Below are 16,577 nucleotides of genomic sequence, written 5' to 3'. Positions count from 1 at the left end.
ACAACAGCCCAGACCGTAATGATATGCGCGATCTGGGCTGTTCGTGGTGTGAAAATTCATTCTTGTTTAAACGGCAATTACCAGATGAACAGGCCCACGATACCAGCTGATAGCAGTGAAACTAAGATACCAGACAGCAGCATGTAGCCAACGTTCTTGGAGATCAAGGTGTTGGACTCTTTGTCCGCCAAGCCTTTGAAGGCCCCGATAATCATACCAGTAGTACTGAAGTTAGCAAATGACGTCAGGAAGACTGTCAATTGTGCTTGATAGTGCGCGCCGTACTTGGCAACATCGTGAATCGTTGGGGCAATCTTACCCATAACAACGAATTCATTAGTAACTAACTTCGTCCCCATGTATTGTGCAAACTGGAAGGCGTCGTGGACATCGAGTCCCATTAACCAAGCAAATGGGAACATGATGATCCCCAAAATGTGTTCCAGTGATAGCCATGGGTTGATCAGACCGAGCAGTCTATCGATCAAAGCAGCTAAGGCCACGAAAGCGATAACGTTAGCGGTAATGATCAAAATCAAACGGCCGGCACCCAGGATCGAGTCACCCAGAAACGAGAAGAACGGTTCTTTTTTACCATCGTCCATTTCGGCTTCTTCAGCGGCTGAATTGCCACCGATCTTAGCAATGGTATCCTCATCTTTAGTGACCTTGACCGGGTTCAAAATGTTGGTCACGATAATGGCGTTCAAAATGTTCAGTGGTATCGCGGTCAAGACGTAGTTACCTGGGACCATTTGGGTATAAGCCCCGACGATTGACGCCGTGATACATGACATGGACATCATGGCCAAAGTGACGTTCCGTTCTGCCCGCATGGTTTGGATCTGCAGACGAGAAACGGCTAAGGCTTCGGTGTTGCCAAGAAACATCATTTCAACTGAGAAGAATGATTCGAACTTTGGCTGACCAGTAATGGCTGACAGGCCACGGCCGATCCATTTAATGATCCAAGGCAAGACACCAATGTAGGTCAAGATATCAAACATTGGAACGATCAACAGGATTGGAAGCAATGAACTAGTAACGAAGTTCATGGACTTCGCAGTCCCACCGAACTGTGGCGTTACCCAGTTAGGAAGCGCAAACACGATTCCTTGGTAAGCCACTTGGACCAACCAGTTGAATGCGTTGGCTGCGGCTTGCACCGCGTCACGACCCCACGCAAAACTGGTTAAGATCCAGGCAATCACTAAGTTCAGCACCAAAACAATGATCGTTGAACGCCAGTTGATCGTCTTTTTACTCTTCGAGAACAGAAACGCGATCCCGAGGTATACCAAAACCCCAATAATGTTGACGATTAAGTACATCGACATTAAACTAAACCCTCTTTCTAAAATTTGGCTGCCTGGCCTCAGTCGCTCGCAACACCATTCAGTGATCATCAGTTCTTAACGCTTGTGTGGCTGAATGAATAATGGCTCTTACACGTGAACCAAGCGTTAACGACTGCCCCGCACTGTATCAGGTACCTGTTTCGATTGACCGATGCCAAACGGCGAATAAATACACCCTCCACTCACTCGTTTTGAAATGAACAAGTAAGCTAGGACTAATTCTACATGGTTTCGTGAAAGCCGTAAACAGCAGTTTCGAAAACCAAAACGGTTAAACGGTTTAACTAACGTGGTTGAGAGGTTAAGCACTGTCGGTTAGTGAAAGAGATGTGAGTCACAGTCCGATTTTAGCAAAGAAAAAAGGATTTGCATTGCCGTGGTTACAACAAGTAAATCCTTTTACAGTCAAGAAAAATGCCCATATTTTTCTCGAGTTGCCCCTGCCAAGGATCTTTATTATACCATGACTGTCATTCAAAATGCATTTAACCGCAAATTAGCCCAAAAAATAAGACTCAAGGTTGATATATTATGCACTCACCCTTGAGCCCCTATGACGCTTTGGAAGAGACGCGGCCGGCAAACCAGCAGACCCGCTTCGTAAACATTAAATTAATAGTCTATCGCCTCATAAACATATTTCTAGTCAACTGCCGTAATCTATTTGTCATTACATATGTCAGTTTCAATTACCGTTTGACCAGATGAGATAAAACTTTCAACTCTTGAATCTCATGACTTCGACTCTTTACACTCCAAAGGTTATTACATAACCATCGCATAAACCCAGCCTACATCACATTCGAACCCTTTGTAACCCCTAAGAACATGTTACTAAATCTAAGACATTCGCACGTTTTAGCAGAAACGCTAAGCATGTAACTCATATTCAGTTAGTGGTGAAACAAAAACCTTAGGTGGCTAGTGTTCGTTAGAAATTCTCGCTTAAACCGTGAATCTTGAAACTCTGAAATCCTGTTACATTGGAACCAAACGTTGATGCTGTCTGTTACCAATCATTCACTTCGATCTACAAAACGGGATCAACTTCATAATCGGTGTAACTCTACAACTTGGAAACGTTCTGGTTTCGGCTTCTTATCTCTTCCACGGTTATATAATAACATGACTTGAAACCGGTTACAATAAAAATGCCAAAAATTTTTCGACTTTTTTGTGATTTTCTGAGCACCTATCACAATCAAAAAAGCAGACCCGCTAGAAACGCCGGTCTGCTAGTATTTACTTGGTTTTAACGACTGCACCATCCTGTGTACCAATAACAACTGTTTGAGTCATATCCAGGAATAAACCGTGTTCAACCACACCGGTCATGTTGCTGAGTTCGTCTGCCAAATCATATGGTGCGGCAATCTTACCCAGGTGCAGGTCAACAATGATATTGCCTTCATCCGTCCGGAATAAGCCGCCGTCCTTTTCACGCACGACCGGGTTGTAACCCAAGTCAGACAGCCGCTTAACCAGCTGATGATGACCGTACTCCAGCACTTCAACTGGCAGCGGGAACTTGCCTAACTGGTCGACCATTTTGCTTTCGTCGACGATCCAGGCGCACTGCTTGGAGTTGGTCGCAACCAGTTTTTCCCAGGTCTGCGCACCGCCGCCGCCTTTGATCCCATTGATCTGCGGGTCGACTTCATCGGCGCCGTCGATCGTGATGTCCATGGTGTCAACTTCGTCCAGCGACTTGATCTCCATGCCCAGCTTAGCGCCGTAATCCGCAGTCCGCTTAGAAGTTGGCACGCCGGTGAAGTGCACGCCATCCTTCTTGATCCGTTCGCCTAGCGCGTCCAGCAGGTAGCGGACGGTGGAACCCGTCCCCAGTCCTACTGTCATTCCATCTTCAACTAAGTCTGCGGCCTTGTAGCCGGCAATTTTTTTGAGTTCATCTTGCGTCTTCATCAGCATCCTCCTGAGTTCATTATCGCTTAACGATACTTTATTTCTAGCTAATATATTATGCGTTTCTTGCACCGGGGTCAATGGTAACGGTTTTATGAAATACAGTTTGTGGGCTGGTGGCGTTGGCTTGCGGGACGTGAATTGGGCGGTTGACGCTAAGCAAACCGATTTAGCGCCAAGAAAACTTGAGCTGCGTGTGTTGTGTATGCCACTCCCCTCCAGGAAAACGGGCAGCCCGTTATGGCTCGCTCCAGAGCTAGACCTCCCTTCGTTCGGTCGGATCTCTTCCGTCTCGCGCAGCAGTAAGCGAACCCAAAACGTTCGCTAACTGCTGCCTTCACAACGGTCTGCCCGTTTTCCTTCCGCTCCGTTCACATCCCGCCCCTTCATTGCCACCCACCCTCAACACGCGTTTCACGCGAACTGCCTACTAAACTTCAAACCACATTGACCGCACTTTCAGAAAAGGTGGTACAACTGGCATTCACGACGCCAAGCGAGTTAAAACCCAAACCAAAAACCGAGGTGCAGTCCTCACCGGAACCGCACCTCGGTCATCTTGTGTCATTGACCGTCAGCTAATTTCTCAGCTAACCACCATCACCTCGCACCTCAAACCACTATTTCATCCATGCATCAGTCACGTTTCCACATCCGCTTGATACCGATACCTAGCAGACTGACCAGAATCAAGATACCCAGTACCATCAGCCAGTTTTGCGCCAGCCATTCGCCAGTTTGTGGCAGAATGCCCTTTGAACCACCCGCTGTGGTGCCAGCTGAACCGGTCGTACCACTCGTACCCCCTGGCAATGCAGTGGTTGTACTGCCAGATCCACCAGGAATTGATGTGTCGGTATCGTCATCAGTCGTAGTTGGCTGATCTTCATCCGGTGTTGGTTCAGCGCGGTTGTAGTAAACCACCTTGCCATCAGCCGGAGCGGAATTCGTCACCACACCCGTGGTCGTTAAGCCACTGCGTTCTGGTGCCAGCCCCTGACTCACGCTGGTCACGTAACCATCCGCTGAGTAATCGTCCTCAGTGATCTGATAATGCGTCCCGTTTGGTAACTGCCAGCGAATCGTTTCGCCGTCTGCTAAGGCAATTTGAGTGCTACCATCCGGTTTCAGCATCATCTGGTTGGTTTCGTATCCGCCCGTGCTAGTGGTGCGAACCGTGTCCAACGTTCCAGACAACGGTGCCAGATTAACATCCAGGAAGCGGACCGTGAAGTTGAAGTTTCGGTCGCGTTCGCCGACAGCTCCTAACACTGATTTAGTCAGTGCTAACCAGGCTGGTTTGTCCTGCTTCGGCCGGTCGTTGATGAAGGTCACGTGCTGATCCAGGCCATCTTCGATCATCACCACGTCACTGGTGTTGCCAGTAATCACTCGCCCACCGTTCAGTCGGTAACTTGACACGTATCCACTGGCTGGTGTTTCGGTTACCACGACCCGCATATCATTCGGTAAGTTGCCGACTTCAAGCCGTTCATTGGCTTTCAAATGCACGGTGAATTTGCCTTGATCAAAGGTCACGCTGGTCGTCTGCTGGCCGTTGGCGCCGGTCTTAGTCGCCGGGTATTTGCCAGTCACTGACTTATCGTGGATCCAATCGTCACCATCCAGCTTCTGTGCTGTCACTGTGAACTCGAACGTCTGGTTCAGGTCAGCCTCCGTCGTTTCACCCGTCACCTGCTTTTCAAGCACTAAATTACCTGAGTGGCGATGATTAATGAACTTCACGTGCTGATCCTTACCGTCTTGGATGGCCACCACATCACTGGTGTTGCCGTTAACCACTTTGCCACTGTTAATTTGGTGGCTAGTCACGTAGTCGTCAACCGGCGTTTCGGTCGCAACTAGGTGCATGTCACTTGGCAGATTACTGATCTGAAGCCGTTCGTTAGCTTTCAAATTCACTTTGAGTTCGCCCTTGTCAAAGGTCACACTCGTCGTCGTCTGCTGACCGTCGCTGGTCGCTCTAGTTGCCGTGTACTGACCGTTAACGGACTCATCTTTAGTCCAGTCGCCGTCAACCGATTTCTGTGCGGTAACCTTGAACTCAAAGTCTCGGTTCTTGTCAGCATCCGTTGCATCACCCGTCACCTGCTTTCCAAGCACTAAGTCGCCCGTGTGAAGCTGGTTAGTGAAGGTGATCCGTGGCACGCCGTTTTCAGTCACGGTCTGTGGCGTCGTTGCCAATCCCGTTTGAATGTCCTCATTATTCACCTGCCAAGTGGTCGTCATGTTAGCCACTTGTGGATCGGTTTCGCGGACTTGGTAATCACCCAACGGCAACCCGTTGATGACCGCATACTGGTCAGCCGCTAGTTTGAAGCTCGCTTGCCCATCCGTAAACTGAATCGTATCAGTATGCAGTGACTGTCCCGAGTTGCGATCGTAAACGATCAATTTGTAGTCGTCATCAGCTTTAAGTTCAGTTGCTACGGTAAATTCATACGTCCGTTTTTCGTCGGTCTCAGCACCAGTCACCACCTTGTCCACTCGCAGACTTCCAACCAGATCCCGCACGTTCTTGTAGGAAACCACTTGCGTCTGATCTTCATCGATCGTCACTTCAGGGGTATTTGCCGCCGTCAGATCTTGGTAGCCGCCCTGGTTATTAACGTTCCAGGTTGGGTTCAGCTTGCCGTAGTCCGCTTCATTAACGGTTAAGTGGATCCCGTGCGGTAAACCAGTGATGGTCACCTGCTGCTTGTCGGTCATTTGCACTTCAGCTTGACCGTTTTCATCGAACTTAACGCTGTCACTCCCGCGGAGACCAGTCGCCTTGTAACTCTTATTCGCCACAAGTGCCACATCTGCGTCAGCCGCCGTGATGGTGAACTTGAATTCTTTCTTCAAGTCCGCATCATCGTGGCTGGTCACCCACTTGTTCAGTGTCAGGTCACCCGTTTGAACCTTGTTGATAAACATTACTCGGCTGGTTGTATCAGCTGTGACGCCAACTTTATCAGCCGTCAAACCGTTGCCCTCAGCCTGGTCAGTTTCCCATGACGTCACCACGTTGTCCGCCTGCTTCGCTTCAGTCACCTGATAGTCCTGCTCCGGTAAATGCTTAATGAGCATTGTTTCACCCGGCTTGAAGCTGACGTTTGCCACACCGTTTTCAAACGTGACTTTCTGAGAAACCGGGTCGCCGTTGACCGTCCTCACTTGAGCGTCAAAAGTCTTGTTGAGATCTTTGTCATCCGCCGTTACTGTGAAATCAACCTTGCCAGATGTCGGGAACTGCCCTTCTGCGCGTTTTTCAAGCAGCAGACTACCTTCACCTGGTCGGGTGTTGGTATAGTTCACAGTTGTTTGACCGTCGTCTTTGATTGCCACTTCGGCAACGTTACTCTCGACAGCGTTACCGCCACCGATGTTATAACTTGCCTGGAAGTCGCCGTAATTAACTTCGGTCACCTTAAGTGTCACGTCCGCTGGCAGGCCTTTGATCACGAGGCTTTCATTGCCAGCCAGTGTAGCTGTAGCAAGCCCGTCATCATTAAATGAAATACTGTCCTGGTTACCTGAATCCACTTGGAATTCACGTCCCTTAACGAGGTCAACATCCTCGTCAGCCGCTTGAATTTCAAATTTAAATCCAATTGTTTGATCACCAACGTGCTGACTCACCACTTTCTTAGTCAGCCGCAGTGAACCGTTTGGCAACGCGTTGGTAAAGGTTGCGTTAGCAATTTCATTAGCGTTCTGCAGCGTAATCGGCTGAGCCACTAATCCTTCGCCCTTATTACTGCCAGCTTGCCAAGTCGTCGTCATGCCCGGCACGTCTGGGTCAACTTCAGACACCGTGTACTTGGTATCCAACGGTAATTCGCTGATGACCGCGTACTGCTGACCAGTCAGTTCAAGCGTGGCCTGGCCATTTTTGAACTCAATTTGCCCCGCAGGACCTGGCTTTTGAGTGTCCACGTGGTAAGTGGCATACGGGTATGAGCCGTTCAAGTTTGGATCCGTTTGAATCTGGAACTTGAACGCTTGGTCGTCCTTGACCGCACCCGCAATCTGCTTTTCAACTTGCAGCTGGCCACTGAGCACTTTAGCGTTCTTGAAGGTAATCAGCTGAACCTTATTGGCGTCGATGGTCAGGTCAGATGGACCCGTGCCATATTCCTGGCCGTTCAGTGACCAAGTCGTCGTGAATTTGTCAGCCGGTTCTTCAGTCACATTAAATTTGACACCCTCAGGTAAATTCTTCACTCTCAGGTTCTGGTTATCACGCATGGTCACCTTAGCTTCACCCTGATCGTTAAAGGTCACGCTGTTCGTCACGCCTTCTGCGTCGTAACTCTTACCAGCCACCTTTTGGGCATCGTCAGCTTTAATGGTGAACTGGAAGTCTCGAGTGTGATCAGCCGCTACGTCGCTGCTAACCGTTTTTTTCAGTTCCAGGTCGCCCTTTGCCGCCGTGTTCAAGAAGTGCACGATGACGGCAGTCGCAGAGCCCTGGGTAAGGGTAAATGCAGGTGAAGTTGTCCCGGCAACCGTCTGATTGTTCACCGTCACTTGGGTTGTATAGTCATCACTGTGACTAGTTTCACGAACCACATAGTGCCGGTCAGACTTGGTGCCATCCGCGGCCACCTTTTCAATCGGTAAGTCACGGATAGTCCGACTTTGCCCGCCAGTTAACTGAATACTTTCACTGACACCATTTTCAAAGGTCACTTGGCCGCCGCTTTCCAGGTCGTATGTGCCGTGGAAGTTGGTATCAACGTTGCCGTTGTCATCCACTGCTTGGATCTCAAACTTGAAGGACTTCGACTCATCTAAGTTCTTCGTCTGTTTAGCAAGCGTTAAATTACCCACACTAGTACTGTAGTTCTTGATTTGTGGCGTATTTGTCTGCCAATTCTCCGTTTGAGCCCGCTTGAAATCAAACTCCATTGGTGGCATCTGGGAGTCAAAGCCAGCCGGAGTGCCCACTTCGACTAGGCGGTACTGAGTCAGCGTACCCATTAAGTGGAACTGCACGTAGCCCTGCTCATTAGAGGTGACGGTTCCGTATGTGCCGCTGCCATCGAGTTTCTCGGCATCAGTCCATTCACCGCCAACCTTCCATTGCAACTTAAACTTCGCACCTTCCAGAGGATCCCCGGTCTCACCGTTAATTTTCTGGAACCGGACACCCCAACTGGTCATGAAGGCGGAGCCCGAAAGTGTGTGCGATTTATCAAACGAAGTACTCTGTCCTTTAGCAGAAATTTCAACGTGGTTCTGATACGTGTCGGACCTGTCACTCACAAATGTCTTGTAATTTAAAGCAAGTGGCCGATCGACATTAGTCAGGAGTTTAATGGTCATTTGGTTGTCGTTGATCTCAATGGTGTAGTCTTCATCGCGAACTAACTTTTGCGTGTCACCATTTTTATCAACTTCGACCTTATAATGGTTACCCTCCTTCTCGTGAATCACATCAACTAACGACAGTTCAAAATCATCTGGAGAAATACTGTGCAGGTGATTACCCGTCAGCGTATCTGTGATCGTCGGTTTACCAATGTCACGGCCTAACGCGTTCAAGATAACTTCCCAGTTGATTTCGTTAGTCTTTCCGCCTTTAACAGTTTTCTGTCCATAGATACCAGTTGAACTCATAGGCACAGAAGAACCTACTTTCATTTCATCTTGACCTTTGTAACTCACAAGCGCGTCGTTATAGAAAATATGGGTGTCTGGTAATTTTTCTCCCTCAGGATTTTCTTCTTCCCAAGCTCGTAAATTAATTGGGGTCGAGAATTCAAATTCCAAGAAAGAATAACCCTTGTCATCCGCTTTGGAATTGAATTCGATGGTAAATGTCCGCTGATCAGTTTCAGGATCATTCGACCATTTTACTGTATACTCAGACTTCGGAATTTCAGCTTCTTTCTCACCCTTGTTACTTACTTTATACAGTTTATAGTCGTCAGCGTTCTCAGGAAAACTAAGATACTTAGGTCCATCACGATTTAAAAGTTCTTTGATGGTGATTTGATTGATTTGGTCATCTTTGGTGCCGAAGACAGTGTTTAATCGGCTACCAATTCCAATCGTCCACGTAACATTGTTCTTTGAGCTTTCCGGATCGTTTTCAACCAAGTTCAAGCGACTATCTTTATATGCATTTTTTAGAATTCGTTCTCCAACATTCACTGTTGAGTACGTATAATCCCAACGATCACCAGTTGTGGCTCCAACATCATTTTTGTAACTAGATGCCCATGCATGTTTAGTTTCAAACGTGATGGTAATTTTTTCACCGGAATAATTCTGATCGAACACAAACTTGAGTGCCTTGCGAGCATTGTTTTCGTTCTCTTCAAAATTGTACAAATTCTTTCCGGTTTGCGTGTCATTCTTAACTGAGCCGTTTGTTAATTGGACCCCTTTAACATCATCAAGGGATTGATTATTTATCAAAATGTTAGAAACGTCCTCATGAGTAGCACCCTCAGGTAACAGGTCAATCACTGTTAGCTGATTAAATTTTCGTTGTGCTTCATTAACTTTCACAGTCCACTTGATGTGTGCGGAATCATCTTGATAAACGTCACGAATTAATTCTCCATTCTTGACAATCAACTGATCGCCAGTCCCAGAGGAACCTTTGTCCTGTGAAGAATCATCCATTTCCATACGAATAGAATTCTTTTCATTTCCAATGGCACCTTCACCAGACTCAACCGTTTTGTAAGTCAAGGTGAGCGTGTTCTCATTTTCACCTAAAATAGAAATCAAATCACTAATAGTGTCATTTTTAGGCGTTATCACAAGCTCTTTTCCATCAATTTGATAGTCAAAAAGATCGGTTACATCTTTATTACCACCAGTCACAATCTTCAAGTCAAGCTGCTCTGCATCAAAAGCATGAGCCCCACTAATCGTGTCGGTCAGTTTCAAGCTCTGCAGCGCATCCTGGCGTTCCTCTGCAGTCGCATACTGACCAAGATTCAAAGTAACTTGGGCGTTCCATGAATAAATACCATCTGCATAGCCAGTTGACGATTTGGACAGACTAGCCGTTGATATCGTGGCTTCTTTCTGGGCAAGAGTAATTTTTTCGCCAATTTTACCGCCGATCCTATTGGCAAAAGTTCCAGTTGTACCCGCTTCGTAGCTAGTTCTAAAAGTAAATACCAAATCATCTAGAACTTCTTCATTACCCTTCCCGTTTAAAGTCAACTTTTTGCCGTCTGGTACGAGATCAAAGTTACCTTTCAAGTCGCCTTCAATGTTCTGATATTTCACAGTCCAACTGTCAGCAATATCAGCAACAAAAGATTGATCTTGAAAACTAGTACCTGCGTGTAATAAGGTATCATTCAGTTTAAGGTCACTAAACATGGTTTGACCTTCATTTGTCAGCGTAACCGTCCACTCAATCTGGTTATTACCAATAAACTTACCAGATTTTGCAAGTAACGCCTTAGTTTCACTCGGATCTACCGTCCAACTCGCTTCATCGTTATACTCAAAATCGATTGGACCGTTACCAGTATATTTCTGTTCAAACGACATCTGATACTTTACCTGGGTCCGGTTCATACTTTCGTTAGTGAAAGTGACCCGAATTTCTTGATACTTACCCTGGTCATCTTCGCCTTCAGTCAGCGTCCAAGTTGCGTACTCTACGTTCCCATTGTCCGTGATACTGCCGCTTCTTGAGCCGTTAAACTTCTCAAGTCCATAGATTCGGAAATCATAATAGTCGCCGTTATGGACATCGATGTTATTCAATTTCTTTAACAACGATTCGGAATCCCATTCATAGATCAGGTTAAAATTCTCCAGATCTGAAATATCCGTCGGCTCACTTGGATCCAATTCATAAGTCTGACCATTCGCCGTAATCTTAACCGCATCGAATAACGTTTTGTCCTTAGGGTCAGTATTCGACTGCAGTAACTTACCTAAATCTTTGCCTGCCCTAGTCGTCTTCTGGTCGTTGGTTTCCCGGGCTGCACCGTCGTTCTTCGCTTCCGCACTGGCATCCGCCTTGTGCGTCTTCAAAGCGGCCTCGGTCTTAGCAGCTTCCTTTTCCTTATCGGCAGCGTCTTGTTCAGCCTTCTTCTCAGCTTCACGTTGTGCTTCGGCTTCCTCTTCAGCGGCTGCTTTCTTGGCTGCTGCTTCTTGTTCCTTTTGCTTTTCAGCTTCAGCCTTGGCCTGCGCTTCGGCTTCCTGCTTTGCCTTCGCCTCGGCTGCCGCTGCTTCTTGGGCTTGCTGAGCCTGGATGAATGAATCTAATGAGCTTAATAGGTCAGTTGGCAGTCCGGTTGCTTCGCCGGCTTCTGCCAATTGGTCGTCATCCGTGTCAGCACCCACCACCGTTAGTGGCTGTAACACACCCTTCTGCGTCCCCACTGCTAATGGTAGCGCCATGCTAGTCATCGTCGTGCGGGGAGAGACTGGTAAATGCAGTTGGAACGTGGCCTGTGTCGTCACGTTCTCCCATCTAACCTGCAAGTCCTTTGATTTCCGTCGTTCAAAGATCAGCTTCGCATTCGTATCCGGAACGGTCGCAGTGGTTTCGACCTGATCCTTCAAGAGTTGTAACTGATCTTCTGGCAGCCAAACTGCTGCCTTGCCATCCTGTTGGTCACCATCCTTATTATTGATGGTTACCGTCATCTCCAGTTGGTACTTGTCATCCACCTTCGCCTGCCTGGGAGCGTTACCCTGGGCATCTTTTAGTTGAACACCGCTCAACTCGATGCGCTGGGAATCGTTCGCCAGGGCAAGTACGCTTTGGTAACAGGTACCAAACACCAACGTAATCACCGATATCACCTGGATCAGTACTTTCTTCATTGGCTTTGCCCTCCGTTCTAACTCATAAGTGCTGACCTATCTCATACATTCACAATATCAAATGGATATGACCAATTTTAGACCAAATTGTAACAATATCATGAACGCTATAATGATTGAATTAGTCGGCGGAGAACTAAAACGGCTAGTTCATCAGCTTGCGTTTGATGTTCTTGCGCCATTTATAGACGGTTTGACGTGAGACGCCCCATTTTTTGGCGATCTCAGTTGGTGTTAACTGGTGGTAGACGCTATCGATCAAAAAGTTACGTTCAGCAGCGTTGCATTTGCCTAGCCAGCCCTTCAACAAATCGGCATCAATGGTGTGCGCCAGCAAGTCTTCCGAATACGGCAGCGTGGTCAGGTCTACCTCCTCATTTTCGAGGTGGCCGGCTTCGCGCTGCTGAGACATCACCGTGTTGAGAAAACGCCGGTACAGTGCCTGATGCGCGTAGGCCAAGAACTTCTTGGGCGCTTCGGTGGGCTCCTGCGGGTACTTCTTGTAAACGTCCACGAACAGCAGCCAGCCTTCTTGAACCAGATCTTCGTACTGCGAATCCTGTTGGCGGATACCCAGCTTCTTTAACGCACTATAAATAATCAGTTGGTGGTCGCCTTCAGCTAAAAAGTCGAAAGCGTTTTGAACAGTTCTCTCCATGTTATGAACCCCTTTAGTAAGTGATCCATAGCGCTATGGTCGAGAATAGATTAACAAATCACCGCAAGACGCAAAAAGCCGCTTATTTAGCGGCTTTCTGGGAAATGCATGAGATAAATTGTGGTAGCAGCTGAACACGTCAAATCTTGAAAATATTAAAGACAATCTTTATTTCCTAAATGTTCTAGACCAATTTATCACCAGAAACTCATTCAGCAACACGCAAACTATTAAGGCAATGTAGCGTACTTAAGCATCTCGCATTAGTTTTCGTAACAAACTTTCTCGAAATCTTTTAGTCTTACCTTTACCAATCCTCATAACTTCGTCTTCTGACAATTCTTGCTCTTCAATCAGTGTTGGCGTGATTGTGTTCCCTACTGAATAATAATATCGCATTAAGATGTGGCAGGAGCGTTTTCGCAGGTATATCGCTTTTCGAGAATGTGGCAGCTTTAACGTCACCAATCCTGGATAGCTCACAAAGGCTGTCCTTTTTTCATAGACCCACTGTTCATTCTTTGATAAAACACGAACCCAGGAATGATTATTATTAGCTTTTTGGCCCACTGGTATCCACCAGTAATCACCACAGCCATATGGAATCAACCTAGATATGTCTAATTCAAGGGCGGAATATTTCATATCATGTACCAGATGAATCGGGAACTGATCGCTCATCTTAACCAACAGTTGATTTGGAGACAGTGTTGTCTTGACGACGCGACTATCTTCAAAGATTAGGACTGAACTATAAATACTTTGACTGCCTTCGGTATTAATGAAGGCAAAGACCTTCCTAAAGTCAATCTTCTCATGGTTTGGATCCATAATATCGATGACATCTTCAGGTTGAATTTGCTTAATATCAATATTTCCGGAGGACTGATATACCGTACTGTACTGCTTTGTGAGACCAAAAAGGTGCGGTTGAGTCATGAATTTTATTTCCTCGTAACTTATTTATTGTTGAAACTCCAGCAAGGATAACATATACCTTCCCTGATATAGACAACAAACACTCGAAATGAGACATTTCTCCTAAAGTTCACAAAATTATCGTTTCGATTCACAATTTCTTCATACAATGGTCAAAGTTTAGTGGCATTTATTTGAGATACTTATTATTAATAAGAGAGTAGGTTTATGGAGGAGGTGCGCTAGTGTCGCCCCAATTAACCAGGAAACACCATGTTGTCGGCGTGATCATCGTGCTTTGTTTATCAGTTGTGTTCGGTACCTCACTACTCACGCGGGAACGGTACGCGCAATCGGGAGTTTTCTTGCCACATTCACAAAAGATGCTTGCTAATCATGTCAAGGTCAACTTCATCACTGAACGGGGGCGCAAGTTAAAAACCTATTACTGGTCAACGAGTCATTCCAAAGGCCGTGGAACTGATGTGACGGATATCTTTAATAGTGATATTATAGAAGCGGACAGCGGTCTGAATAACCATATTCCGATCGATTATGCGTTTGATCAAACTGACTTACGCAATATTCGGGCGCTGAAAAATGTCCGTCTTGGCGAAACGATCAACCTCGTGGTCACTAAGATGTCGCCGGCAGATCGTCCAACTGGACTACAGCGCCTCTATAAATGGCTGGTCACAGGATGAGCCAACTAGACTGACTTCGGTCAGGCAAAACAAAAACTGCTCCCCAAATATATAAAATGACCCATCAGGTTCGTACACGCTTGCGTACGGACTCTGATGGGTCATTGTTTTTGATTAAATTCAGTTTGTTAGTAAAAACGACGCCGTGCCCAAGTTGCTGCGGTGCCAATCAAGATCAGCGCTGACAGTCCGTAAATGGTTGCCTGCCGTTCACGCGGTTTATTGGTCCGCCAAAAGCGAATCTGGTTATCCCGATCACCAACTTGAATCTTGGCACTGACTGTCGGCATCAAAGTTGTCTGACTTGGTTCAGTTGTTACCTCACTGGTCGTAGAAGCCTCAGCTGTGACTGACTGACTCAATACGACCAGCAAAACTGCAACGAACATTAATTTTAGTGCTGTCATCTTGGACCACCTCCACTAGTCATCTTCAGCTTCTAGCTTAGGTATACGCCCTCAGTGTTTCGAAATGATGTTGGTTGGGTAAAGGTTGTGTAAATTCATAACAGCCGACTTAAATAAAATAGCGAAACAAAAAAGACCCGCACTCGCAGGTCTTTCATCATTAACTTTAACTTTTACCAGTACCCTAACTTCATTGCTAACTTAGCCCGGTTAACGTCCCGGTCAGAAAGGGTCGGTGATTCCCGTCGAGTATCATTAGGATCCTTCGGTGCATCCCACGTGTACTTACCATTTACACTCGCACTGAAGCCGTCATCACTGGTTTCAGCATACATGATATCCGTCAAATAAGGGGTGTGATCCAGTCCCAAGGAGTGTCCAAGTTCGTGAACCAGCACGCTTTCCCAGTACTCGTTAACCGATGGCGCGGCCGCTTTTTGAGCCGCAACCAGTTGGTTATAAAGCTTGTGGCCTTGTGACAGGTAATTAGCCTTATCAGCGGAACCGCTTGGCGCAGCCTTATAGGCGTTGGCCACGTCTTCATACTGGTTATAGAGGTCACGAATCATCGGGGTGTCCGCCACGCTCTCAACGTAGGTGTTATCCTTGATTGCCGTGGAACTTAAATCAAGGGTGACGCCATCGTTTAAGCCGTCCCATTCACTGGAGGCCTTGGTTGTAATCGTCAGGTCCTTATTACCGGCAGTGCCAGTAATGAACACCTTGCGGCCTAAAGCGTCGTTCCAAACGCTCATTGCCTTAGTCGCCCAAGTCTTCAGCGATGGGTCAGCAATGTAGACCCGGGCTTGATGATTGGTGAAGTGTGTCAGGTTACCCGTCATGTTAAATTCTTTGCGCAGCGTTGCCCGATAACGACTATAAAAGGCTGACGGCTGGCTCATGATCTCGCCGGTCGGGTTCAAGTCCTGGTCGGCGTTGATCATTGCCATCAGCGCGGTCTTGCTGGCAATTGGCGTCATTAAGTATCCACGCCATACCCAGCCCGCTTTCTTACTGTTGGATGACGACTTGATGTAGTAGTACACCCGGGTCTTCTTGCCAACTTTAACCGCCTCGTGCCCCTTTGCATAAAAGGTGGTGCGGCTGTAGTTCGAAAGTTTAAAGACTTTCTTCTTCAAGTTACTCGAATAGGCGTAAGCATGCTTTGCTTTCGCCGAATTGATCTGGTACTTGGTGGTTGGCATTGATTTCTTCCACGCCACCGTGACCTTTGTTTTTGCCTGTGCATTCGGTGTCGCTGCGGTTGGCGAAGCAACCAGTACAGCTAACATTGAAACTGCAGTCACGGCAATGATACCCAGCTTTTTCATACCGAAAACGGCCCCCTCTGTACGCTTGCGTTGCCTACCACAAGACGTCCAAATCTGTTTAGAGCCATTTTACCATAATTAGTACGTGTGTTTGCTTATTTAGCAATATTCCTTACTGAAAATCAATTTTAAGTTCTTTGTGCATGGCTTGGGCGATCTTATCCAAGGTTTCTACTGTTATATTCGTACCGCCATTTTCCCAGCGCGCGATGGACGACTGCGGCACACTCATAATCTGGCCGAGCTGTTCCTGGGTCATCCCGGCTTCCGTGCGCAGGGCTTGAATCGCCACAGCGTACTTGTAGCGAATACTGCTTTGGTGAAACTTCTTAGCGAATGCCGGCTTGTCAAAAATGTTACTGCTCTTTCTCACGATAATTCCTCCTGTGGGGGTCAATTCTCAATTAGCGACAACAGGGTGTCAGGCGCTTTAACCATCCGACAAAGCCATTTTATCT

At 47.0% G+C, this 16,577-nt stretch carries 9 protein-coding genes; 1 reads left to right on the top strand and 8 read right to left on the bottom strand.

The genetic code is table 11. From position 1 onward, the window contains the following. Positions 1 to 77 precede the first annotated feature (77 nt). The 5 genes from GM612_RS06080 to GM612_RS06060 all read right to left on the bottom strand — a co-directional run bounded on the left by GM612_RS06080 (position 78) and on the right by GM612_RS06060 (position 13,698). Positions 78 to 1,331: a NupC/NupG family nucleoside CNT transporter gene (locus GM612_RS06080; RefSeq protein WP_155431620.1), complete on the bottom strand. Its 1,254-nt coding sequence runs from the start codon at positions 1,329 to 1,331 to the stop codon at positions 78 to 80. Positions 1,332 to 2,600: 1,269 nt separating this feature from the next. Continuing rightward, the gene (rpiA, locus tag GM612_RS06075) at positions 2,601 to 3,281 is read right to left on the bottom strand and encodes a ribose-5-phosphate isomerase RpiA (protein ID WP_155431498.1); all 681 of its coding nucleotides are present in this window, start codon (positions 3,279 to 3,281) and stop codon (positions 2,601 to 2,603) included. A gap of 636 nt (positions 3,282 to 3,917) precedes the next feature. Then, positions 3,918 to 12,101, bottom strand: a complete 8,184-nt coding sequence (locus tag GM612_RS06070) for a DUF7601 domain-containing protein (RefSeq protein WP_155431497.1) — start codon at positions 12,099 to 12,101, stop codon at positions 3,918 to 3,920. Positions 12,102 to 12,246: 145 nt separating this feature from the next. Beyond that, positions 12,247 to 12,759: a sigma-70 family RNA polymerase sigma factor gene (locus tag GM612_RS06065; RefSeq protein ID WP_155431496.1), complete on the bottom strand. Its 513-nt coding sequence runs from the start codon at positions 12,757 to 12,759 to the stop codon at positions 12,247 to 12,249. A 249-nt stretch (positions 12,760 to 13,008) separates the two neighbouring features. Further along, positions 13,009 to 13,698 carry a hypothetical protein gene (locus GM612_RS06060; protein ID WP_155431495.1) on the bottom strand — a complete coding sequence of 230 codons (690 nt, stop codon included), beginning with the start codon at positions 13,696 to 13,698 and terminating at the stop codon, positions 13,009 to 13,011. 224 nt (positions 13,699 to 13,922) lie between these two features. Here GM612_RS06060 and GM612_RS06055 point away from each other — a divergent pair, with 224 nt between their 5' ends. Further along, positions 13,923 to 14,381 (top strand): hypothetical protein, encoded by a 459-nt coding sequence (locus GM612_RS06055; protein ID WP_155431494.1) that lies wholly within the window; start codon positions 13,923 to 13,925, stop codon positions 14,379 to 14,381. A gap of 128 nt (positions 14,382 to 14,509) precedes the next feature. On the opposite strand, the gene GM612_RS06050 is transcribed toward GM612_RS06055, so the two are convergent. The 3 genes from GM612_RS06050 to GM612_RS12560 form a co-directional block, all read right to left on the bottom strand. Further along, a complete protein-coding gene (locus GM612_RS06050) occupies positions 14,510 to 14,788 on the bottom strand; it encodes a hypothetical protein (protein WP_155431493.1) in 279 nt (92 codons plus the stop codon). Between the two features lie 173 nt (positions 14,789 to 14,961). Further along, positions 14,962 to 16,119 carry a M57 family metalloprotease gene (locus tag GM612_RS06045; RefSeq protein ID WP_155431492.1) on the bottom strand — a complete coding sequence of 386 codons (1,158 nt, stop codon included), beginning with the start codon at positions 16,117 to 16,119 and terminating at the stop codon, positions 14,962 to 14,964. 112 nt (positions 16,120 to 16,231) lie between these two features. Next, positions 16,232 to 16,492, bottom strand: a complete 261-nt coding sequence (locus GM612_RS12560; RefSeq protein WP_173021232.1) for a helix-turn-helix domain-containing protein — start codon at positions 16,490 to 16,492, stop codon at positions 16,232 to 16,234. Positions 16,493 to 16,577 lie beyond the last annotated feature (85 nt).

The sequence above is a fragment of the Secundilactobacillus folii genome, from assembly GCF_009720675.1.
GTDB classification, from domain to species: domain Bacteria; phylum Bacillota; class Bacilli; order Lactobacillales; family Lactobacillaceae; genus Secundilactobacillus; species Secundilactobacillus folii.
This window is presented reverse-complemented; position numbering and strand designations above follow the sequence as displayed.

What these genes read in the sequence shown, in the direction of transcription:
- GM612_RS06080 (WP_155431620.1), bottom strand. Translation starts at nt 1,331, where the DNA reads ATGTACTTAATCGTCAACATTATTGGGGTTTTGGTATACCTCGGGATC.
- rpiA (WP_155431498.1), bottom strand. Translation starts at nt 3,281, where the DNA reads ATGAAGACGCAAGATGAACTCAAAAAAATTGCCGGCTACAAGGCCGCA.
- GM612_RS06070 (WP_155431497.1), bottom strand. Translation starts at nt 12,101, where the DNA reads ATGAAGAAAGTACTGATCCAGGTGATATCGGTGATTACGTTGGTGTTT.
- GM612_RS06065 (WP_155431496.1), bottom strand. Translation starts at nt 12,759, where the DNA reads ATGGAGAGAACTGTTCAAAACGCTTTCGACTTTTTAGCTGAAGGCGAC.
- GM612_RS06060 (WP_155431495.1), bottom strand. Translation starts at nt 13,698, where the DNA reads ATGACTCAACCGCACCTTTTTGGTCTCACAAAGCAGTACAGTACGGTA.
- GM612_RS06050 (WP_155431493.1), bottom strand. Translation starts at nt 14,788, where the DNA reads ATGACAGCACTAAAATTAATGTTCGTTGCAGTTTTGCTGGTCGTATTG.
- GM612_RS06045 (WP_155431492.1), bottom strand. Translation starts at nt 16,119, where the DNA reads ATGAAAAAGCTGGGTATCATTGCCGTGACTGCAGTTTCAATGTTAGCT.